This is a genomic window from Spirillospora sp. NPDC029432, from assembly GCF_040703975.1.
Classification (GTDB): domain Bacteria; phylum Actinomycetota; class Actinomycetes; order Streptosporangiales; family Streptosporangiaceae; genus Spirillospora.
Window position 1 is genome coordinate 85,201 of sequence record NZ_JBEZWH010000025.1, and the last position, 19,871, is coordinate 105,071.

Consider the following 19,871-nt stretch of genomic DNA (forward strand, 5'->3'; position numbering starts at 1 on the left):
GGTCAGCCGACGCCCAGCGCCTCCTTCACCGGCTGCAACGTGAAGTAGAGGACGAACAGCACCGCGATCAGCCACATCAGCGGGTGGATGTCGGAGAACCTCCGGCGCGCCACCTTGATCGCGACGAAGCTGATGAAGCCCGCCCCGATCCCGGCGGTGATCGAGTACGCGAACGGCATCAGCACGATCGTGAGGAACGCCGGGATCGCCACGTCGAAGTCGTCCATGTCGATGTTCCTGATCTGCGTCATCATCAGGAACCCGACCACCACGAGCGCGGGCGTGGCCGCCTCGAACGGCACGATCGTCACCAGCGGCGCGAAGAACATCGCCACCAGGAACAGCACCCCGGTGACCACGCTCGCCAGCCCCGTCCGGGCGCCCTCGGCCACACCGGCGGCCGACTCGACGTAGGTGGTGTTGGACGACACCGAGCCCGCGCCGCCGGCCGCCGCGCCGACCGAGTCGACCAGCAGCACGTCGCGGATGCCGGGCAGGTTGCCGTCCTCGTCGAGCATCTTGCCCTCGGCGCCGACTCCGACGACGGTGCCCATCGTGTCGAAGAAGTCGGCCAGCAGGATCGTGAAGACGAACAGCAGCGCGGCCGTCACGCCGACCCGCTCGAACGAGCCGAACAGGCTGAAGTCGCCGAGCAGGCTCAGGTTCGGCTTGTCGACGATCCGGTCCGGCAGCGCGGGCACGTTCAGCTGCCAGCCGTCCGGGTTGATCTGCGGCTTGCCGTCCGGGCCCACGCCCTTGTTGTACGGGCCCGCCCCGACGATCGCCTCCACGATGATCGCCAGCACGGTGGTGCTCAGGATGCCGATCAGGATGCCGCCCTTGACCCCGCGGGCGACCAGCAGCACGGTCAGCAGCAGCCCGACCGCGAACACCAGCGTGGGCCAGCCGGACAGGCTCCCGGTCGAGCCGAGCTGGAGCGGCACCGAGCTCTCCCCGATCACGCCCGGGATGCGCCGCACGAAACCCGCGTCCACGAACCCGATGAGCGCGATGAGCAGCCCGATCCCGACCGCGATCGCCGTCTTCAACGCGGCCGGGATGGCCCGGAACACCGCCACCCGGAACCCGGTCAGCACCAGGATCGTGATCACGATGCCCTCGAGGACCACGATGCCCATCGCGTCCTCCCACGACATCCCGCTCGCCAGGGTGAACGCGACCACCGCGTTCAGCCCCAGGCCGGCGGCCATCGCGAACGGGTAGCGCCCGAACAGGCCCATGACCAGCGTCAGGATCCCGGCCACGAACGCGGTCGCCGCCGCCACCAGCGGGATCGCGGCCCCCGGCTCGGTCAGGTCGCCGAGGAACTGGCCGTCGTCGTCGGCCACCGTCCCGAGGATCAGCGGGTTGAGGACCACGATGTAGCCCATCGTGAAGAACGTGACCAGCCCGCCGCGGATCTCCCGGCCGACCGTGGATCCCCGTTCCGTGATCCTGAAGAACCGGTCCAGCCGTCCGGTGGGTTCGGGGCCGGGGCCGGCGGGTTGCTGAGCTTCATCGTTCGTGACCGTCACGGGCGCACTGTCCCAGACCAGGGCACGCAGGTGAAAGGCTTGATCGGCACCGGTTCGGCAACGGATGGGTAAGAACGATCACACTCGGCGCGCGAATGTGCCACCATCCGGGCGCGCAGGCCGGCGGGGCCGCCGACTACGCTGATCGCATGACCCGACCGCGCCGACCCGACCCGCCGCCGCTGCGGACCAACGACGTCAGGGTCGCCGCCGCGGGCACCGCGGCGTGGACGGTCGCGCTGGTCGCGCTGCTGATCGCCGACCTTCCCGAGCACAGCCGGTGGTGGCTGTGGGTGTGCGTGGCCGGCATCGTGATCGGGCTGTTCGGGACGTGGTACGTCCCGCGCCTGCAGGCGGGCCGCGCGCGGCAGCAGGCCGCCCGCGAGGCCCGCGACGGGTCCTCCTAGCCCGGCTCAGAGCGCCAGGCCCGAGCCTCAGGCCTCAAGTCTCAGGTTCGGGTCTCAGGTCTCAGGTTTCGTCGAGGTCGGACTCGGCGAGCAGGGCGGGCAAGGCGTCCGGATCGCGGAGCACCGCCTCCACCGGCAGCCGGTCCTCCCAGCGCTCGGCGGCCCAGGCCAGGCCGCGCGCCAGCCCCGCCGGGCCGGACGCGTGGATCTCGCCGTCGCCGGCCTCCCACCAGGGCACGGGCCGCCCGTCCACGACCAGCGTCCCGTGGGCCGTGTAGGACGCGGGAGCGCCCGGAAGGACGGCCCGTACGGCGTCCGGCACGGGACGGCGCTCCCCCGAAGACTCGATCTCGCCGGGGATCTCCTCGCTGACCAGCGGCAGGTCCAGCAGCTCCGCGAGCCGGCCCGCGCGGCCGCCGGCGGCGATGACCAGCGGCTGCCCGGCCAGCAGCGGCAGCGCGTCGGGCCGGTCGAGCACGAGCGCGTCGGCGGCCTCGGCCACCTCCACCTCCCCGTCCACGACCGCGCGCACGCGCTCGGGCGGGTCCGGGACCTCGGACCACTCGGTGTCGGCCAGCACCGTCCATAGGGCGCCCAGGCGCGCGCGAGAGACCGTGCGGGACGGGTCGGCGAGCCGCTCCAGGAGTTCCCAGGGGCCGTCGCCCTCGGCGAGCAGGGCGGCCAGCGACGTGCGCACGCCCATCGCGAGCAGGAGTTCGCGATCCTGGGGGGCGTTCGGGGGGAGGGGGTCGTACAGCCCTGCGAGCAGATCGTCCTCGTCGCCGACGTAGAAGTCCCCGGGGCGGCGGCCGTCCAGGACCGGATGCCGGCGCAGCCACCAGGCCGTGTACGACGGCACCGCCGCCCGGCGGCCGTCGTGCAGCGTCAGGTGCGCGGGCTCGACGATCGCGTTCCGCCACGGCGGGCGGGCCAGCAGCGGCAGCGCCGCGCTCCAGTCGTCCACCAGTTCCAGATCGCGGACGGCCAGGAACTCGGGCAGCGAAGGCGGGAGGTCCTGCGGCGGTAGGTGGTTGAGGACGTCGTCGGCCCAGCGGTCCTCGCCGTCCAGGTCGTGCGACTCGGCGCCGTCGGCGAGATCGGCCGGGTGGACGTCCTCGGCGCGGGCGAGCGCGAAGCCGTCCAGGACGCCGGCGGCCGTGAGGGGGTCCGGTCCCCAGCGTTCGACCAGCTCGCCGGCCACGATCCCGAAGGGGGCGTCGTCCGCCATCAGGTCGCGCAGCGGACTCGCGGGAAGCAGCAGCTCACCGGCCGCGTAGAGGTCGCCGTCGGCGCCCGGCAGGGCCAGCTCGGCGAGCCAGGGGCGCTCCCCTGGGTCGAGGCGGGCGGCGGCGACGAGCCCCAGCACGGCCTCGGCGATCCCGTCCGGGTCGTCGGCGTCGAACGAGTCCTCGACGGCGGCGCGCACGGCCGGGTCGGCGAGCACCTCGTGCGGTCCCGCCTCCACGGCCCCCAGGCGGCGCAGCAGCGGATGCACGGCCCGCGGATGGACGAACCGCAGGTCCAGGGCGTCCAGCCGGTCCGGCTCGACGCCCTCGGCCGCGATCAGGAGACCGCGCGGGCCGCGGACGACCCGGTCGCCGGAGGCCAGCGGTACGGGCAGCGCCCCCAGCGCGTCGGTGGGCGCGCCCGCGAACGCCTCGTACAGGTCGTGCCACCACGCGGGCGGCCGGTCGAGCCCGGCGAGCGCGTCGACGACGTCGGCCAGCTCCATGCGGCGCACGCCGAGGGCGTTGAGGGCCTGGTGCCGCACGGGCCAGCCCGCCGGCAGGAGCCCCGGGAGGACGCCGGCGAGCAGGCCGGTGAGCGCGGGCGGGGCGTCCACGGCCACCGCGTCCCGGCCCCGGATCCTGGCCTCCGGGTCCTCGGCGACCGGCAGCAGCGGCGTCTCGGGCAGGCGCGCGAGGACGGCGCGGCGGATGCGCGCGTCCAGCTCGCCGGCCGCGACGGGCCCGGGAACGAGGTCGAGCAGGCCCGGCTCGGCGGGCAGGCCCCGCAGCAGCTCGACGTAGGACTCGGCGGCGCGTTCGGCCAGGAAGTCCGTCAGCGGCCCGGGAGCGACGTGGCGGCGGTCGGGGGCCAGCGGGAACGAGGCGATCAGCAGCGCGGGCAGCCCGAGCCGCTCATCGCTGGGCGTCGGCGCGTGCACGACGCCGGGCGCCCCGTCACCGTGCGGCTTCCCGTCCTCGGGGACGGCCCAGCGGACCTGCCAGCCGGGACGCGCCCGCTCCTCGGTCGGCCGGTCGGCCAGCAGCTCGGGCGGGGTGGCGCCGGCGGCCCCCGCCGTCCGCCACGGCACGCCGTCGATCACGACGGTGCCGGGCGCGGCGCCCGGCTCGGCGCGCAGCGCGCGGACGGGCGTGCCGCCGATCTCGATCTCGACGGCCGCGAGCGCGGGCAGCGCGAGCAGGAGCGCGGGGCCGATCCGGTCGAGCTGCTCCCGCACGGACGCGGCCGCGGCCTCGTCGCGCAGCGGCAGCCGCACGACGGTGTCGTACCCCTCGGGGAGCCCGGCGGCCCCGGGCGCGGCGAACGGCAGCCGCAGCAGCGGGACGTGCCCTTCCCGGCGGTCCAGCTCCGCGGCGAGGGCCGGGACGCCGGCGGCCAGCCCGCGGGCGCGCTCGCGCGACCAGGCGACCCCGGCGGCGGCCGAGGCGATGGACGGCTCGTCGCTCACCGCCACCACGGCGGCGAACCCGACGCCGAACCGGCCCACCGTGCCCGCCCGGCCTGCCTGCCCCGCCTGGCCCGGTTCGCCCGCTTCGTCCCGCTTGGCGGAGGCGCGCAGCGTGGACAGCGCCTCCACCCCGGCGGCGTCGAGCGGCGCGCCCGCGTTGGCGGCCGTCAGGACGCGGCCGTCCAGCGCCAGCCGCAGCCGGCCGGGGACGCCCGCGCGGACGGCCGCGTCGGCGGCGTTCTGCGCCAGCTCGATGACCACCCGGTCGCGGTAGCCGCCGAGCGCGAAGTCCTCTTCGGTGTTGGCGTCCTCGCGGAACCGCGCCGGGGACTCCGCCCAGGCGCGCAGCACCCGCTCGCGGAGCGTCCCGGCGCCGAACGGATCGGTGGACGTGATCTCGGTCACCTTCCGGTGGTCAGCTGTGGCCCAGGGCCTCTTCCTCCGCGGGATCGCGGGCCGGCTCCAGCGGGACGATGTCGAAGTCGAGCTCGTCCAGCACCGGCGGGCCGTGCTCGGACGCCGGCGGGATCACCACCGCCTCGGAGTGCGCGCCGCAGCCGTGGTCGGCCGAGACCACCCGGCCGTCGTCGGGCGCGTACTCGTTGGCGCAGACCCCGAACACCTGCCGCAGCTCCCCCGCCAGCAGCCAGAAGAACCCGCACGTCGAGCACTGCGCCGGGGCGGCGGTCGCGATCGGCGCGCGCGGGCCGGCGATGCCCTCGTACCAGCGGGCGGCGGCCTCGTCGCGGCCCTCCCGGGACAGCACGCGGGGCCGGCCGAGGCCCAGCTCCCACTCGGCCTCCCGGTCGGTCGAATCGTCGACCTGGGTGTAGCCGGGCGCCAGCCGCACGTCGTCGGACGGCGTCGGCAGCAGGTCGCCGGGGCCGAGATCGCCGGGACGCAGCCGCTCCAGCCACGGCACCCACTCGGGCGCCAGCAGCGCCTCGTCGCCGGGGAGCAGCACGCACTCGTCGACCGTCACGTTCTTGGCGCGGGCGGCGCGCGCGACGGTGACCGCCCAGCGCCACCCCCGGTAGCCCGGATCGAGGCACTCGAAATAGTGCGTGACCAGGCGGTCGCCCTCGGCCCGCAGGCCGAGGTGCTCACCGACAGGCGCCGGCCGCGCCGTCTCCTCCGCCGCATCCCTGGCCAGGTCGACGGCGCCCGCGCAGGCGGGGTCGACGGCGGGGGGGCGGGTTCGGCGCGCGGGCCCCGTGCCGGCGATTCCGGTGGTGCGTCCGGTGGAGGTGCTGGGCTGACGGAGTGGGCTCACGCTCCAATTCTCGCCCATGGAACGGCATGGCCGTGCACACCACCCGTCCCTTCGGCACGGCTCGTCCCGGCGCGCCCCTCACATGCCCCGCCCGTGCCCTTCACATGTCCCCCGGATGTCCCTCCCGAGGTGATCCCGGGCGCGGCGCGGGAACGTACCAGCCATCGAGGGGGAGGCCGGATGGGACTGCGGTCGGGAGCCGGGGCGGCGGGACGCTCCACGCGCACCGCCGCGCGCGCCGCCGCCCGCGCCGTGCGCCGCGCGACCCACGCCGGCGGGGCGGGCCGCAGCGGCCTGGGCACGCTGATCGAGGGGACGGCGCTCAACTCCGCCGGGGACGCGATGGTCGCGGTCGCGCTGGCCGGGACGCTCTTCTTCGGCCTGGACGTGGCGGAGGCGCGCGGCCAGGTCGCCCTGTACCTGCTGCTCACGATGGCGCCGTTCGGGCTGGTCGCGCCGCTGGTCGGGCCGGCGCTGGACCGGATGCGGCACGCCCGCCGGTACGCGCTCGCCGGCACCCTCGCCGCCCGCGGCCTGCTGTGCTGGGGGATGGCGGGCGCCGTCCTGCACGGCGACGAGGTCACGTTCCTGCCGGCGGCGTTCGGCGTCCTGGTGCTGTCCAAGGCGTACGGGGTGCTGCGGGCCGCGGTGACGCCCCGGGTGCTCCCGGACGGGATCACGCTGGTGACGGCCAACGCGCGGGCGTCGTTCGCGGGCCTGATCGCCGCCGCCGTGACCGCGCCCGCCGCGGCGGGCTTCGCCGCGCTGGCCGGCGCCGACTGGCTGCTGCGGCTGGCCACGGTGCTGTTCATCGCGGGCGCGATCCCGGCCCTGCGCCTCCCCCGGCACGTGGACGTCCCGGAAGGGGCGGCGGGCAGAGAGCCCCTGACGGGCACAGAGACCCTGACGCACGCGGAGGGCCTGACGGGCGGGGACGGCCCGGCGGAACGGCGCGAGGAGGCCGGAGAACGGCCCGCACGGCGCCGGTTCCGGCTCTGGCGGCCGCCCGGCCTCGGTCCCGCGGTCACCGAGGCGATGCTGGCGAACGCGGCGCTGCGCGCGTTCTCCGGCTTCCTGGTCCTCTACCTGGCCTTCCTGCTGCGGGAGGACACGTTCGAGCCCGTCTCCGGCAACGCGGCGCTCGCCCTGCTGGCCGCCGCGGCCGGGGCCGGCGGGCTGGCGGGCACCGCGCTCGGCGCGCTCGCCAAGGCCCGGGCGCCGCGCGCCATCGTGCTCGGCACGCTGGCGTTCGTGACCGCCGCCGCGGCGGCCGCCGCGCTGTTCTTCGGGCTGTGGGCGGCGCTCGGCGTCGCGGCCGCCGCCGGGCTCGGCCAGTCGCTCGGCAAGCTGTCCATGGACGCGGTCGTGCAGCGCGAGATCGGCGAGGAGGCGCGCTCGTCCACGTTCGCCGTCACCGAGACCCTGCACCAGCTGGTCTGGGTGCTGGGCGGGCTGCTCGGCCTCGGCCTGTCGATCGTGGCCGGCGGCCGGGCGGCGATGACGGCCGTGGCCGCGGCGCTCGCGCTGGCCCTGGCCGCGACGATCAGGGGTGCAGGTCGTCGGCGACCGCGCGCAGCACGGTGGCGATCTTCTTGGCCTCGGCCGGCGCGGGATGCTTCCCCCGGCGGTAGGTCGTGGAGATCCCGTCGAGCAGCTTGATGAGGTCCTCGGTGATCAGCACCATCTCGTCGGGCTTCTTGCGGCGCTGCTTGGCCACCGACTTCTCCACCGAGGGCAGCGTCTCCAGGACGCGCACCGACAGCGCCTGCTGCCCGCGCCGGCCCTCGACCACGCCGAACTCCACCCGCTGCCCCGGCTTGAGCCCGGAGACCGCGCCGGGGAGCGCGGATGAGTGCACGAAGACCTCACCCCCGTCGTCGCGGGTGAGGAAGCCGAATCCCTTGTCGGCGTCGTACCACTTGACCTTGCCAGTGGGCACGGGAGACCTCGTTAGCTCTCGTCCTGAATTGGGCTAAAGATTAGTGCCTCGCCGCGAACCGGTGAACACGCCCGCGACTGCGGGCGACCTGTGCGAGCCAACGGACAGAAGCTACCGGCGCGGGCGCCTTCCGGCACCCGGATTTCCGCCGGAAGCGGGCTTTCCACGCAAGATCGCAGGCAGTGGGGCACAGTCGGCGATCAAGGCGCCGGTACGGCACCGCCCGCGAAACCGACCAGCCACTCCGGGAACGCCCACAGATCCGGCAGCACGACGTCCGCGCCGTACTCGGAGAGGGCCGGACCGTCGAACGGGCCCGTCGCCACCCCCACCGCCACCGCCGCGGCGGCCCGGGCGGCGTCCACGTCCCCGGTGTGGTCGCCGACGTACGCGCCCACCCCGTGCAGGCGCAGCGCGGCGCCCTTCTCCGAGCCGAACAGGCCGCCCACGACCTCGTCCACCGGAAGCCCCAGGTGGCGGACGGTGCGCTCGGTGTCGACCTGGTTCTTGCCGGACACCACGACCACGCGCGCGCCCCGCTCCCGTACGGCCGCCAGCGCCTCCGCGGCGCCGGGCATCGCCACGGTCGCCGGGATCGCGATGCCGGGGTACAGGGCGCGGTAGCGGTCGGCCATCGCCGGGATCTCGGCCGAGGGGAACCAGTGCGCCAGCTCCGCCTCCAGCGGCGGCCCGATCCGCCCCACCACGGCCTCGACGTCGATGTGGACCCCGGTCTCGGCGGCGAGCGCCGCGTACACGGCGCCGATCGCCCGGCGGGTGTCGGCGAGGGTGAGGTCGAGATCGAACCCGATCGCCGTACCGGTGTCCCCGGCGGAAGCGGGCCCGTTGATTCGCGTGACGTCTGGCTCCAGCACGCCCCACAGGGTAAATGGGGGTGTATGGCGGTTATGCCACGCGGGAGGGCGGGGCGCCCGGAAGGCTCCGGGCGTGCGCGAACCCGCGCTCCCCTGGTAGTGGCGATGCGACGGGATCCGAGTAGGAGAGCGCGGGCCTGGTGGCGAAATACCCGGGCCCCCTGCCGTGAACCTTGCCGCCAGGGAAAACGCGCGGCTTGAATGGACCACGGCAATGCCAAGCACCCGGACCCCCTGGAGCACCCGAACCGTCCCAGTGTCCCGTCCCGTCCCCCGCCCGACCCGGAGAGAGAGGGCGCAATGGCCGACGAACGCGTAGCCCCCGACAAGCCCCCCGCGCAGGAAGGGGCGGCGACCGGCCCGAGTGCCGGCCCGAATGCCGCCACGAGCACGACCGCGGGCGGCGGCCCGCCCCGGCGCGGCTCCCGGCGGGCGCGGCCCGGCGGGGACGCGCTCACCGCGTACCGCAAGCGCGCGGCCAGGGCGCTGGCCGCGATCGTCTCCGTGATCACCACGCTGGTGGTGGCGGTGCTCGCGGTGCACATCGTGTTCGTGGCCTTCGAGGCCAACACCGGCAACGACCTGGTCAGCACCACCGCCGAGTGGGCCGCGAACCTCGCCTGGCAGTTCGAGGACGTCTTCAAGCCCGCCGACCCCAAGGTGGAGGTCGCCGTCAACTACGGGCTCGCCGCGCTGGTCTACCTGATCGCCGGCCGGATCGTCACCGGCCTGATCCGCCGGCTGGCCTGACCCGGCCGAGGTCCGGCCGGGCGGCGACCGCCGTCCGGCCGCCCCGCCCTGCCCGCCCCGCGGGGCTTCAGCCGTCCCGCAGGTCGCGGCCCGGGAAGCGGACCCGCTCGAACGGCCACGCCGTCGTGACCCACTCCCGGACGAACTCCTCCAGCTCCTTCTCCACGCTGGAGTCCTCCTCATCGGCCCGTACCCAGAACACCACCACGGCGTCGCAGTTCTCGGTGCCGGGGACGTCGCAGGGCGCGACATGGATGCGGCCCAGCTGCCGCTCCTCGTCCGGGGTCATCACCACGTAGCTGAACGAGCGCCGCAGCTGCCCCTCCTTCTGCAGCCACGCGACGTCGATCAGCGCCTGCTCGAAGGTGAACTCGCTGTCCGGCCACCCCCACTCGGGCCCGAAGCGGCCCTCCAGCCGGTCCAGGCTGCCCATGACGGCGCCGTAGTCCTTCACGACGTCGTGCACGGTGATGGGGCGGATCCGGAAGCGCGGCCCGGCGACCAGCGTGGGAACGACGAAGTCGTCCGGCAGGAAGGCCCCGCGACCCCCCTTCCGCGGCGATACGAACATCGTCGAACCCTTCCGGCGACGCCCCCTCCGGCGTTGGGGGCGCGGAGCCATGAACTTTAGTCGCCCGGACCCGGGTGCGAGACGCATCACGAATTCGGGCGCGCCGGGCCGACGGCCCGGAAGCCCCGACGAACATGCCTTACTGTTCTTGCGGAGGAACACACGACCATGACGACATCCACGCGCGAACGGATCGTGAGCGAGTCGCTTCGGCTGTTCGCCGACCGCGGCTACGCGGCGACCTCGGTCGCGGAGATCGAGGCCGCGGCCGGGCTGTCGCCCGGTGCCGGCGGCCTGTACCGCCACTTCCGGTCCAAGGAAGAGGTGCTGGCCTCCGCCATCCGCGAGCACATCGAGCGGACCCGGCGGCAGATCAGCAACGTCCTCGAACACGCCGGCGCCTACGAGGAACGGCCGCTGGAGATCCGGCTCCGGATGACCTGCCAGGTGGGCCTGGCCAAGATGCGCGAGGAGCAGGACCTGGTCCGGGTGCTGTTCCGCGACCTCGACCAGTTCCCCAACCTGGTGGCCGAGATGCGCGAGGGGATCGTCAACCCGCTGTACGACGGCATCGCGACCTGGCTCTCGGAGCAGCCCGAGTTCCAGGGCGTGGACGAGGACTGGCCCGCGATCGCCTCGATCCTCGGCGGCGCGGTCGTCAACTACTGGCTGGCCAACGAGTCGATGTACGAGCCGCCGTCCCGGATCGACGAGGACCGCTTCGTCGCGAGCTGGGCCCGGCTGGGCCTCGGCCTGCTCCACCTGGACCGCGCGCCCGCCACCTGACCCCGGACGGATCAGTTAGCCCACCTCGCATCGGGTACGCCTACGGCTCTTACGCTGAAGGGTGCGTCCGATGGAACACACGCGATCGCCCGTGAGGTTGGGAGAGGGATGGAAACGTTCGCGGACTGGCTGCGCGCACGCGATGACGGGGCGTTGCGCGACCTGCTGTCCGCGCGGCCGGAACTGGTCACGCCCGTCCCCGCCGACCTGACCGCCCTCGCCACCCGCGCCGCCACCCCGGCCGCCGTCTCCCGCGCCCTGGACCGCCTCGACCGCTTCACGCTGGCCGTCCTGGAGGCGCTGCTCGTCCTGCCCCGGCCGCTGCCGCCGAAGGCGCTGGCCGAGGCCGTCGGCGCGTCGCCCGGCGAGGTGGCGGAGGCCGTCGAGCACCTCGGCCGGTACGCGCTGATCTGGGGGAACGGGTCGTACAACGTCGCCCCGGGCGTCCGCCAGGGCCTCCCGCACCCGGCGGGGCTGGGCCCACCCGTGCAGGAGGCGTTCGCCGGCTACACCACCGAACGGCTCACCGCGCTGGTCACCGATCTGGAGGGCGCGGAGCCGCGCGGCTTCCCCGACACCGGACTCCTCCTGGAACGCCTCGCCGCCGCGCTCGCCGAGCCGGAGCCGCTGATCGAGGACGCCGGCCCGGAGGCCAGGACCGCGCTCGAACAGCTCGCCTGGGGCCCGCCCGTCGGCCGCGTCGCCGACGCCCGCCGCCCGGTACGGGTCGGCACCGCCGCCACGCCCGTCGAACGGCTCCTCGCGCGCGGCCTGCTGGCCGCCGAGGACGACCGCACCGTCGCCCTCCCCCGCGAGGTCGCCCTCCACCTGCGCCGCGGCCGTCTCTTCCGCGACGTGCCCGCCCGGCCGCCGGCCCTGACGGGGCGCACCGAGGGGATCGGGACGGCCGACCTGGCGGTGCGGACGGCCGCCGGGGAGGCGTTCACCGCCGTCCGGCTCACCGAGGAGCTGCTGGAGCGCTGGGGCACCGACCCGCCGCCCGTCCTGCGCAGCGGCGGCCTGGCGGTGCGCGAGCTGCGCGGTGCCGCGACGCTGCTGGACGTGGACGAGTGGCAGGCGGCGCTGCTCGCGGAGGTCGCGTACGCCGCCGGGCTGCTGACCCGCAGCGGCGACCTGGACGGCGAGTGGCTGCCCACGCCCGCGTACGACCTGTGGCTCATGCGCGACACCGCCGGCCGCTGGACCGAGCTGGCCCGCGGCTGGCTGAAGACCGACCGCGCGCCCGGCCTGGCCGGGGAGCGCGACGACCGGGACCGGCTGATCAACGCGCTGAGCGAGGCGGTGGTGCGGACGAGCGCGCCCGCGACCCGGGCCGCGGTGCTGGCCGTCCTCGCCGACGCCGAGCCGGGGCTGGCGGTCGACGCCGAGGCCGTCCGGGCCCGGCTGGCCTGGCGGCATCCGCGCCGCGCCGGGCCGCTGCGCGACCGGATGGTCGGCTGGACGCTGCGGGAGGCCGCCGCGCTCGGGCTGACCGGCTTCGGGCAGCTCGTCCCGTACGCCCGGGACCTCGCGGAGGGCGGCGACCCCGAGCCCGGCCTGGAGAAGCACCTGCCCGCGCCCGTCGACCGGATCCTCATCCAGGCCGACCTGACCGCCGTCGCCCCCGGCCCGCTGGTCACCGAGCTCGCGCGGGAGCTGGCGCTGGCCGCCGAGGTCGAGTCCACCGGCGGCGCCACCGTCTACCGCTTCACCCCCGCGTCGGTCCGGCGGGCCCTGGACGCGGGCCGTACCGCCTCCGAGGTGACCGAGCTGCTGGCGCGGCACTCGGCGACGCCGCTGCCGCAGCCGCTCACGTACCTGATCGAGGACGTCGCGCGCCGGCACGGGCACCTGCGGGTGGGGGCGCTCAGCTCGTACGTCCGGACCGACTCGCCCGCCACCCTCGACGAGATCCTCGCCGACCGGCGCTCCGGCGCGCTGCGCCTGCACCGGCTGGCGCCGACCGTGCTGGCGTCCGGCCTGGACCGGGCGGAGCTGCTGGAGGCGCTGCGGCAAATGGGGCTGGCGCCGGTCGCCGAGTCGCCCGGCGGCGGGATCATCGTGACCCGGCCGGACGTGCTGCGCGCCGATCCGCCGCCGACCGCGGAGATCGTCCGGGTCCGGCCCGGCGGCGAGCCCGCCGACGACTCGATGATCGCCGCGGCCGTGCGGGCGCTGCGGGCCGGCGACGAGGCCGCCCGGCACGGCGCCGAGCAGGCCCGGCTGCGCACCGGCGAGCCGCCCCGCTCCCCGGCCGCCGCGACCGTCGACCGCCTCCGCGAGGCCGTGACGCGGGGCGTGCGGGTCTGGATCGGGTACCTGGACCAGCAGGGCCGCTCGTCCAGCCGGATCGTGGAGCCGGTGCGGGTGGAGGGCGGCTTCCTCACCGGGTACGACGCCACCAGGGCCGCCGTCCAGCGGTTCGCCCTGCACCGCATCACGGGCGTCGCCGAACTCGGCGATGAATGATCACATATCCGGTCGAACCAACCGATAGCCTGCAAAGTCCAAGTCTTCAGGGGCGTCGACGGGGAGGTGGCCCATGAGCGGACCCGGCTGGAACGACCCGTACAACCAGGGCTGGAACGACCCGAACCAGGGCTACGGCGGCTACGGCGGCCAGGGCCCCGGCTACGGCTACGGCCCGCCCGGCGTGCCCAACTCCGGCGGCGGCGCCCCCGGATCAACGATCGCCGCCCTGGTCTGCACCAGCGTCGCCACCGCCATGTGCTGCAACATCCTCGCCATCCCCGGCATCGTGACCTCCGCCATGGCGCTCAACCGCCACAAGACCGACCCGCGCTCGGCCCGCTCCCTCACCATGTGGAGCTGGGTGATCTTCGGTGCCGCGATGTTCGTCTACCTCGCCGCGATCATCGTGGCGGCCGTCATCGACGCCCGCACGCCCGACTACTACGACACCAGCGGCATCTGACCGATCCAGCGCGGGAAGACGCGCCGCCTTCCGGGCGTTGGTAAGGGAAGCGCCCGTCCCGCCGCGATACCGTGCACCTTCTGAACGGGCCTGCCACGACTCCTGATGGGGGCTGCCTCTCGTGTCCGACGGACCGCTGATCGTCCAGTCCGACAAGACCCTGCTGCTCGAAGTCGACCACATCCTCGCCGCCGAGTGCCGCAAGGAGATCGCGCCGTTCGCCGAGCTCGAACGCGCGCCCGAGCACATCCACACGTACCGGGTCACCCCGCTGGCCCTGTGGAACGCCCGCGCCGCCGGCCACGACGCCGAGCAGGTCGTCGACACGCTGCTGAAGTTCTCCCGGTACCCCGTGCCGCACTCCCTCCTGGTCGACGTCGCCGACACCATGGCCCGCTACGGCCGCCTCCGCCTGGAGAAGCACCCCACGCACGGCCTGGTCATGCACACCTCCGACCGGTCCGTTCTCGAAGAGGTGCTGCGCTCCCGCAAGGTCAAGGGCATGCTCGGCGACCGCGTCGGCGACGACACCGTCGCCGTCCACCCGTCCGAGCGCGGCGCCCTCAAGCAGGCCCTCCTCAAGATCGGCTGGCCGGCCGAGGACCAGGCCGGCTACGTCGACGGCGAGGCCCACCCGATCGCCCTCGCCGAGGACGGCTGGACGCTCCGCTCGTACCAGCGGGACGCCGCCGACGCGTTCTGGCACGGCGGCTCCGGCGTCGTCGTCCTCCCCTGCGGCGCCGGCAAGACCATCGTCGGCGCCGCCGCCATGGCCCGCGCCGCGGCGACCACGCTCATCCTCGTCACCAACACCGTCTCCGCCCACCAGTGGAAGCAGGAGCTCCTCCGCCGCACCTCCCTCACCGAGGACGAGATCGGCGAGTACACCGGCGCCAAGAAGGAGATCCGGCCGGTCACGATCGCCACGTACCAGATCATGACCACCCGCCGGAAGGGCGCCTACGCCCACCTGGAGCTCTTCGACGCCCGCGACTGGGGCCTGGTCGTCTACGACGAGGTCCACCTGCTGCCCGCGCCGATCTTCCGGATGACCGCGGACCTCCAGGCCCGCCGCCGCCTCGGCCTCACCGCCACCCTCGTCCGCGAGGACGACCGCGAGGGCGACGTCTTCTCCCTCATCGGCCCCAAGCGGTACGACGCGCCCTGGAAGGACATGGAGTCCCAGGGCTGGATCGCCCCCGCCGACTGCGTCGAGGTCCGCGTCACCCTCACCGACTCCGAGCGCCTCGCGTACGCCACCGCCGAGCCCGAGGAGCGCTACCGCTTCTGCGCCACCACCGAGACCAAGACCCGCCTCGTCAAGTCGCTCGTCGACCGCCACCGCGGCGAGCAGACCCTCGTCATCGGCCAGTACATCGACCAGCTCGACGAGCTCGGCGACCTCCTCAACGCACCCGTCATCAAGGGTGAGACCCGCGTCAAGGAGCGCGAACGCCTCTTCAACGCGTTCCGCGCCGGCGAGATCGACGTCCTGGTCGTCTCCAAGGTCGCCAACTTCTCCATCGACCTCCCCGAGGCGAGCGTCGCCGTCCAGGTCTCCGGCGCGTACGGCTCCCGCCAGGAGGAGGCCCAGCGCCTCGGCCGCCTGCTGCGCCCCAAGTCGTCCGGCCGGACCGCCCGCTTCTACGCGGTCGTCGCCCGCGACACCCTCGACCAGGACTACGCCGCCCACCGCCAGCGCTTCCTGGCCGAGCAGGGGTACGCGTACCGGATCGTCGACGCCGAGGCCGTCCAGTCCGGCGAGGACATCTGAAGGGCCGGTGACCGGGCCCGTCCGGCTCCCCGCGATACCGGACGGGCCCGGCCACCGAGTTCAGCGCGCCGGCATCAGCACTTGTAGGACTCGATGTCGACGTCGTAGTTGTCGGCGACCTTCACCCACCGGTTGTGGCGCGAGGCCTTGTAGGTCTTCATGTCGCCGCCCTCGGAGCCGTCCCGGTTCCACTGCACCTTCATCGTGCAGCCCTTGATGATCCCGAACGTGTCGGTGTCGGCGAAGTAGCCCTCCCACCCGGAGTGGTGGCCCTTCTGGAGCCACTTCTCCGGATGCGAGCCGGTGTGCCCGTCGCAGGCGGTCGTGCCGTTCTTCACCGTCCCGTTCGAGCCGGCCCCGCACCAGTCGCGGCCGATCCGCACCTTGCGGCCGGAGAAGTTCTCGACCTCGCTGCAGCCGATGATGCTGCAGTCCTTGCCGCGGGCCCCGGCGTCCCCGCGCGGCTGCGCCGCCTGGGCCGGCTCGGCGGGTGCCGCCTGCGCGGGCGCCGCGAGCAGCCCTGCCCCCGTCGCGAGTGCCGCTCCCGCCGCGGCCGCGCCCGCCATCGTCCTGATCCTCACGTGTAACTCTCCCCGTTCCCCGTTCTTCGCGTCGCCCCCCGTGGGCGCTTGCCCGTGACCGGGATCCGCGGCCCCGTCTGCTCCGCGTTCCCGGCGGTCTCCACCATGGGACGCGCCGCGACCCCGCGGCAACGGTTCGTGAGCGGAACGGGACACGCGGGACGTCCCACCCGTCCTGACCTGCGTGTTCGAGATGCCGCCGGGACGTGTGCCATGATCCTCGCGGCGGGCGGGACGCGACATACGGAGGACGCGTTGGGCAGCGCGGAGGAGATCGCTCACTTCGCCGGGCTCCTGCGCGGCCTCAAGCGCCGCAGCGGCCGGAGCTACGAGGACCTCAGCCGCCGCTCGCTCACCAGCCGGTCCGCGCTGCACCGCTACTGCTCCGGCCAGGTCGTCCCCCCGAACGTCGAGACCGTCGCCCGCATAGCCGACGCCTGCGGCGCCGACGACCACGACCGCCGCGCCCTCGTCGCCGCCTGGCTGGCCGCGACCGAGGACCGTACCGCCGGCGCCCCGGCCCCCGACCCACCGGAGCCCGAGCCACAAGAAGAGACCCCGCCGCGGCCGCCGGAGCCCGCCGTGCGCACCGGCGGGCCGGGACCACGGAGGACGGGCCTGTCCCGGCGGGCCGTCGCCGCGGCCATCGCGGTCGCGTGCGCGGCCGGCATCGCCTCACCCGGCTCGACGGCCTCCGTACCCGACCCCCGGACGGCCGCCTCGCCTCCCGGGTGGGTCTGGACGACCCACCCGCGGCCCGTACCGTCCGAGTCGTACGGCGTCACGATCAACTCGGACACCGGCATGCTGCCCACGTTCAAGGTCGGCTCGGTGCGGTTCTGGGACAGCGGGACGCGCTGGGCGTCCCTCGAACCCCGGCGCGGGGAGTTCGACTGGACGACCCTCGACCGCCAGATCGGCGCCGCCGAGCGCCGCGGCCTCGACAGCCTCTTCGTGATCGGCGGCACGCCCGCCTGGGCCGCGCCCGCCGCGCCCGCAATGGCGTACGCCGACGGATCCCGGGCCGCGGGACCCGACGACCTCCGCCTGTGGGACCGCTTCGTGACGGCCCTCGCCGAGCGCTACCGCGGCCGGATCGACGCCTACGAGATCTGGCCCCTGGGGAACGATCCGCGCTTCTTCGCCCGCGGCCCCGAGCGGCTCGTCGAGCTGACCCGCCGCGCGTCCGCCGCCATCCGCCCGGCCGATCCCGAGGCCACCGTCGTCTGCCCCGGCATGGGACGCCTCTGGGACCGGCACGGGCGCGACTACCTGCGCCGCTTCGCCGAACTCGGCGGGTACCGGCACTGCGACGCCGCCGGCGTCAAGCTGCACCAGCGCCGGGCCACCGACCCGCCCGAGACGATGCTCGAACCCCTCCGCGCCGCCGACCGCGCCATGCACGCAGCCGGGGTCCACCCGCCGCTCTGGAGCACCGGGACCACGTACGACATCCCGCTCCAGCGGCGCCTGAACGAGGCGAAGGCCGCCGACCACGCCATGCGCTTCTACCTGACCGGCATCCTGGGGTCGGAGCTGTACCTCCGCAGGATGTACTTCTACAACTGGGGCAGCACCCGGATCCCCGTCGTCCTCCAGGAGCCCGGCAGCGCCCCCACCAGGGCCGCACTGGCGGTGGAACGGCTCCAGCGGTGGCTCGCGCACGCCCGCGTCCGCTCCTGCGGGCACGGGACTCCGGCCGGGCTGCCGGCGAACGTCTGGCAGTGCGAGTTCGTCCACTCCGAACCGGCGGGCCAGGGCACGATCATCCGCTGGACCGACACCGGAACGGCCGACACCCCCGCCCCGCCCGGGACCACCGCGGTCGAGACCGCCACCGGCGCGACCCGCCCGATCCGGGAGGGTGAGCTCGTTCCGGTGACGGAAAGCCCTCTCCGCTTCCGCCTGCGTACCGCACCGGGATTCACGGCGTCCGCGCACCATTAGGAACGGAGCCTTCCTCTTGGGCTTCTACCGTTCAGGGCATGAGAGACGGCGGCCGGGCCGGGCGCCGGACACCTGAAGGGGAGAAGAACCAGATGATCCTTGTCGTCGGAGCCACCGGGCACTTCGGACGCGAGACCGTTCAGGCCCTCGTGGACGCGGGGCAGCCGGTCAGGGCCCTCTCGCGCACGCCGGAATCGGCCGCGCTGCCCGCCGAGGCCGAGGTGGTCGGCGGCGACCTCACGCGGCCGTCCACGCTCGCCCCCGCACTCGCCGGCGTGACCCGGATGTTCCTGGTCCTCCCGTACGGGATGGACACCGCCCCGCTGCTCCGGGCCGCCGCGGAGGCGGGCGTGCGGCGGATCGTGTTCCTGTCGTCCGGTGCGGTCGTCGACGGCGCGGCGGAGCAGCCCGACGTGATCGCCGCGTACCACCACGAGGTGGAGCAGGCCGTACGCGCGACCGGGGCGGAGTGGACGTTCCTGCGGATCTTCTTCCCCGCGATCAACTCGCTGTCCATGGCGATGCAGCTGAAGGGCGGCGACATCGTGCGGGCCCCGTACGGCGAAGCCACCAGCGCACCGATCCACGAGCAGGACGTCGCCGCCGTAGCCGCGGCGGCCCTCACCACGGACGGGCACACCGGAAAGATCTACGACCTCACCGGCCCCCAGTCCCTGACCCAGGCGGAACAGGTACGGCTCCTGGGCGAGGCGCTGGGACGCCGCCTCGGCTTCGAGGAGCTCGACGCGGGCCCGGTACGGGAGCAGATGAGCCGGTTCATGGACGGCGACTTCGTCAACGCGCTCTTCGACCTGATGGAGGCGACCGTCGGGAAGCCGGCGACCGTCAACGACGTCGTCGAGCGGATCACGGGCCGTGCGCCCCGTACCTACGCCCAGTGGGCCGCCGACCACAAGGCCGACTTCAGTTGACCAGCGCCCCATCAGCCTCACTGGCGGGCCCGCGCGACATAAGTCAGTGGAACGACCGGGGCGAGTCTGCCACGCTCAGCCGATGGGACCATTAGATGCCATGGCGGAAAGGGTCGCAGGCGGCACCACCGTGGAGTTCCGGCCCACCGGCACTTCGATGACCCCGCTGATCCGCAGCCGCCAGCGCGTGACCGTCGCTCCGGTCGACCCCGCGAAAGTCGAGGTCGGAGACATCGTCCTCGCCCGCGTGGCCGGAACGGTCTACCTGCACCTCGTGTCGTCCGTCGACACCGCCAGGCGAAGGGTGCAGATCAGCAACAACCGGGGCCGCATCAACGGCTGGACCAGCCACGATCGCGTCTTCGGGATCTGCGTGGCAGTGGACGGTGTAGCCCGCTCCGGCGCCGCGGAGAAGACTCGGGCGGCCCCCGAGGAAACCGCCCCACATACAGAGGCGCAGAAATGAAGAAGGCCCCGCCATCACTGGCGGGGCCTTCCCCTAATAAATGTCCGGCGGTGTCCTACTCTCCCACACAGTCTCCCATGCAGTACCATCGGCGCTGAAGGGCTTAACTTCCGGGTTCGGGATGGGACCGGGTGTTTCCCCTTCGCCATAACCACCGAACGACCCACGCACACACCCCAAAGAACCGGGATGTGGCAAGACTCGTCCGAACCGTCAAGGCTCGATATTCAACTTTTAAGCGGGTTCCCGTTTGTTCTCCGGGAACCGCACAGGGACGCGAACACTGCAGCAGACCTGCTGAAAGTCTATGTTGTGTGTCAAGTCGCTCGGCCTATTAGTACCGGTCAACTCCACACCTTACGGCGCTTCCATTTCCGGCCTATCAACCCAATAGTCTGTTGGGGG

The 19,871-nt window shown here is 74.1% G+C and carries 17 protein-coding genes and 2 rRNA genes; 10 read left to right on the plus strand and 9 right to left on the minus strand.

Annotation, left to right across the window (positions count from 1 at the left end):
- Positions 1-2: 2 nt before the first annotated feature.
- Positions 3-1,535, minus strand: coding sequence for an NCS2 family permease (locus AB0881_RS21160; protein WP_366619001.1), 1,533 nt, complete (start codon positions 1,533-1,535; stop codon positions 3-5).
- Positions 1,536-1,684: 149 nt separating this feature from the next.
- On the opposite strand from AB0881_RS21160, the gene AB0881_RS21165 reads away from it, so the two are divergent.
- Positions 1,685-1,942, plus strand: a complete 258-nt coding sequence (locus AB0881_RS21165; RefSeq protein ID WP_366619002.1) for a DUF2530 domain-containing protein — start codon at positions 1,685-1,687, stop codon at positions 1,940-1,942.
- 61 nt (positions 1,943-2,003) lie between these two features.
- Here AB0881_RS21165 and AB0881_RS21170 read toward each other — a convergent pair whose 3' ends face one another.
- Both AB0881_RS21170 and AB0881_RS21175 read right to left on the minus strand, forming a co-directional pair.
- The gene (locus AB0881_RS21170; RefSeq protein WP_366619004.1) at positions 2,004-5,042 is read right to left on the minus strand and encodes a hypothetical protein; all 3,039 of its coding nucleotides are present in this window, start codon (positions 5,040-5,042) and stop codon (positions 2,004-2,006) included.
- A 10-nt stretch (positions 5,043-5,052) separates the two neighbouring features.
- Positions 5,053-5,790 (minus strand): DUF3027 domain-containing protein, encoded by a 738-nt coding sequence (locus tag AB0881_RS21175; RefSeq protein ID WP_366619037.1) that lies wholly within the window; start codon positions 5,788-5,790, stop codon positions 5,053-5,055.
- Between the two features lie 300 nt (positions 5,791-6,090).
- Between AB0881_RS21175 and AB0881_RS21180 the strand changes: the two genes are divergently transcribed.
- Complete coding sequence (locus AB0881_RS21180; RefSeq protein WP_366619006.1) at positions 6,091-7,569, plus strand: MFS transporter; 1,479 nt, start codon at positions 6,091-6,093, stop codon at positions 7,567-7,569.
- On the opposite strand, the gene AB0881_RS21185 is transcribed toward AB0881_RS21180, so the two are convergent.
- Complete coding sequence (locus tag AB0881_RS21185) at positions 7,454-7,849, minus strand: cold-shock protein (protein ID WP_366619008.1); 396 nt, start codon at positions 7,847-7,849, stop codon at positions 7,454-7,456. The genes AB0881_RS21180 and AB0881_RS21185 overlap by 116 nt on opposite strands.
- Positions 7,850-8,049: 200 nt before the next feature.
- Positions 8,050-8,724 carry an HAD hydrolase-like protein gene (locus AB0881_RS21190; RefSeq protein ID WP_366619010.1) on the minus strand — a complete coding sequence of 225 codons (675 nt, stop codon included), beginning with the start codon at positions 8,722-8,724 and terminating at the stop codon, positions 8,050-8,052.
- A 300-nt stretch (positions 8,725-9,024) separates the two neighbouring features.
- On the opposite strand from AB0881_RS21190, the gene AB0881_RS21195 reads away from it, so the two are divergent.
- The gene (locus tag AB0881_RS21195; protein WP_366619012.1) at positions 9,025-9,474 is read left to right on the plus strand and encodes a hypothetical protein; all 450 of its coding nucleotides are present in this window, start codon (positions 9,025-9,027) and stop codon (positions 9,472-9,474) included.
- 67 nt (positions 9,475-9,541) lie between these two features.
- Here AB0881_RS21195 and AB0881_RS21200 read toward each other — a convergent pair whose 3' ends face one another.
- The gene (locus tag AB0881_RS21200) at positions 9,542-10,045 is read right to left on the minus strand and encodes a GNAT family N-acetyltransferase (RefSeq protein ID WP_366619014.1); all 504 of its coding nucleotides are present in this window, start codon (positions 10,043-10,045) and stop codon (positions 9,542-9,544) included.
- 168 nt (positions 10,046-10,213) lie between these two features.
- On the opposite strand from AB0881_RS21200, the gene AB0881_RS21205 reads away from it, so the two are divergent.
- The 4 genes from AB0881_RS21205 (at position 10,214) to AB0881_RS21220 (ending at position 15,540) form a co-directional block, all read left to right on the plus strand.
- The gene (locus AB0881_RS21205) at positions 10,214-10,831 is read left to right on the plus strand and encodes a helix-turn-helix domain-containing protein (protein ID WP_366619016.1); all 618 of its coding nucleotides are present in this window, start codon (positions 10,214-10,216) and stop codon (positions 10,829-10,831) included.
- Positions 10,832-10,939: 108 nt separating this feature from the next.
- On the plus strand, positions 10,940-13,300 hold the full coding sequence (locus AB0881_RS21210) for a helicase-associated domain-containing protein (RefSeq protein WP_366619018.1): 2,361 nt from the start codon (positions 10,940-10,942) through the stop codon (positions 13,298-13,300).
- A 73-nt stretch (positions 13,301-13,373) separates the two neighbouring features.
- On the plus strand, positions 13,374-13,766 hold the full coding sequence (locus AB0881_RS21215) for a hypothetical protein (protein WP_366619020.1): 393 nt from the start codon (positions 13,374-13,376) through the stop codon (positions 13,764-13,766).
- 121 nt (positions 13,767-13,887) lie between these two features.
- A complete protein-coding gene (locus tag AB0881_RS21220; RefSeq protein ID WP_366619021.1) occupies positions 13,888-15,540 on the plus strand; it encodes a DNA repair helicase XPB in 1,653 nt (550 codons plus the stop codon).
- Positions 15,541-15,614: 74 nt separating this feature from the next.
- Here AB0881_RS21220 and AB0881_RS21225 read toward each other — a convergent pair whose 3' ends face one another.
- Positions 15,615-16,121, minus strand: coding sequence for a hypothetical protein (locus tag AB0881_RS21225; protein WP_366619023.1), 507 nt, complete (start codon positions 16,119-16,121; stop codon positions 15,615-15,617).
- A gap of 255 nt (positions 16,122-16,376) precedes the next feature.
- Here AB0881_RS21225 and AB0881_RS21230 point away from each other — a divergent pair, with 255 nt between their 5' ends.
- From AB0881_RS21230 to AB0881_RS21240, 3 genes are all read left to right on the plus strand, one after another.
- Positions 16,377-18,068 (plus strand): helix-turn-helix transcriptional regulator, encoded by a 1,692-nt coding sequence (locus tag AB0881_RS21230; RefSeq protein WP_366619025.1) that lies wholly within the window; start codon positions 16,377-16,379, stop codon positions 18,066-18,068.
- A gap of 92 nt (positions 18,069-18,160) precedes the next feature.
- On the plus strand, positions 18,161-19,000 hold the full coding sequence (locus AB0881_RS21235; protein ID WP_366619026.1) for an NAD(P)H-binding protein: 840 nt from the start codon (positions 18,161-18,163) through the stop codon (positions 18,998-19,000).
- A gap of 100 nt (positions 19,001-19,100) precedes the next feature.
- The gene (locus AB0881_RS21240) at positions 19,101-19,466 is read left to right on the plus strand and encodes a hypothetical protein (protein WP_366619028.1); all 366 of its coding nucleotides are present in this window, start codon (positions 19,101-19,103) and stop codon (positions 19,464-19,466) included.
- A 42-nt stretch (positions 19,467-19,508) separates the two neighbouring features.
- Here the strand turns inward: AB0881_RS21240 and rrf are convergent.
- Together rrf and AB0881_RS21250 are read right to left on the minus strand one after the other, a co-directional pair.
- A 5S ribosomal RNA gene (gene rrf, locus AB0881_RS21245) occupies positions 19,509-19,625 on the minus strand.
- Positions 19,626-19,779: 154 nt separating this feature from the next.
- Positions 19,780-19,871, minus strand: a 23S ribosomal RNA gene (locus tag AB0881_RS21250); the annotation flags it as partial.

Excerpts from the sequence above, each read along its gene's own strand:
- AB0881_RS21180 (WP_366619006.1), top strand. The coding sequence starts at position 6,091 with ATGGGACTGCGGTCGGGAGCCGGGGCGGCGGGACGCTCCACGCGCACC.
- AB0881_RS21240 (WP_366619028.1), top strand. The coding sequence starts at position 19,101 with ATGGCGGAAAGGGTCGCAGGCGGCACCACCGTGGAGTTCCGGCCCACC.
- AB0881_RS21195 (WP_366619012.1), top strand. The coding sequence starts at position 9,025 with ATGGCCGACGAACGCGTAGCCCCCGACAAGCCCCCCGCGCAGGAAGGG.
- AB0881_RS21165 (WP_366619002.1), top strand. The coding sequence starts at position 1,685 with ATGACCCGACCGCGCCGACCCGACCCGCCGCCGCTGCGGACCAACGAC.
- AB0881_RS21215 (WP_366619020.1), top strand. The coding sequence starts at position 13,374 with ATGAGCGGACCCGGCTGGAACGACCCGTACAACCAGGGCTGGAACGAC.
- AB0881_RS21235 (WP_366619026.1), top strand. The coding sequence starts at position 18,161 with ATGATCCTTGTCGTCGGAGCCACCGGGCACTTCGGACGCGAGACCGTT.
- AB0881_RS21210 (WP_366619018.1), top strand. The coding sequence starts at position 10,940 with ATGGAAACGTTCGCGGACTGGCTGCGCGCACGCGATGACGGGGCGTTG.
- AB0881_RS21200 (WP_366619014.1), bottom strand. The coding sequence starts at position 10,045 with ATGTTCGTATCGCCGCGGAAGGGGGGTCGCGGGGCCTTCCTGCCGGAC.
- AB0881_RS21205 (WP_366619016.1), top strand. The coding sequence starts at position 10,214 with ATGACGACATCCACGCGCGAACGGATCGTGAGCGAGTCGCTTCGGCTG.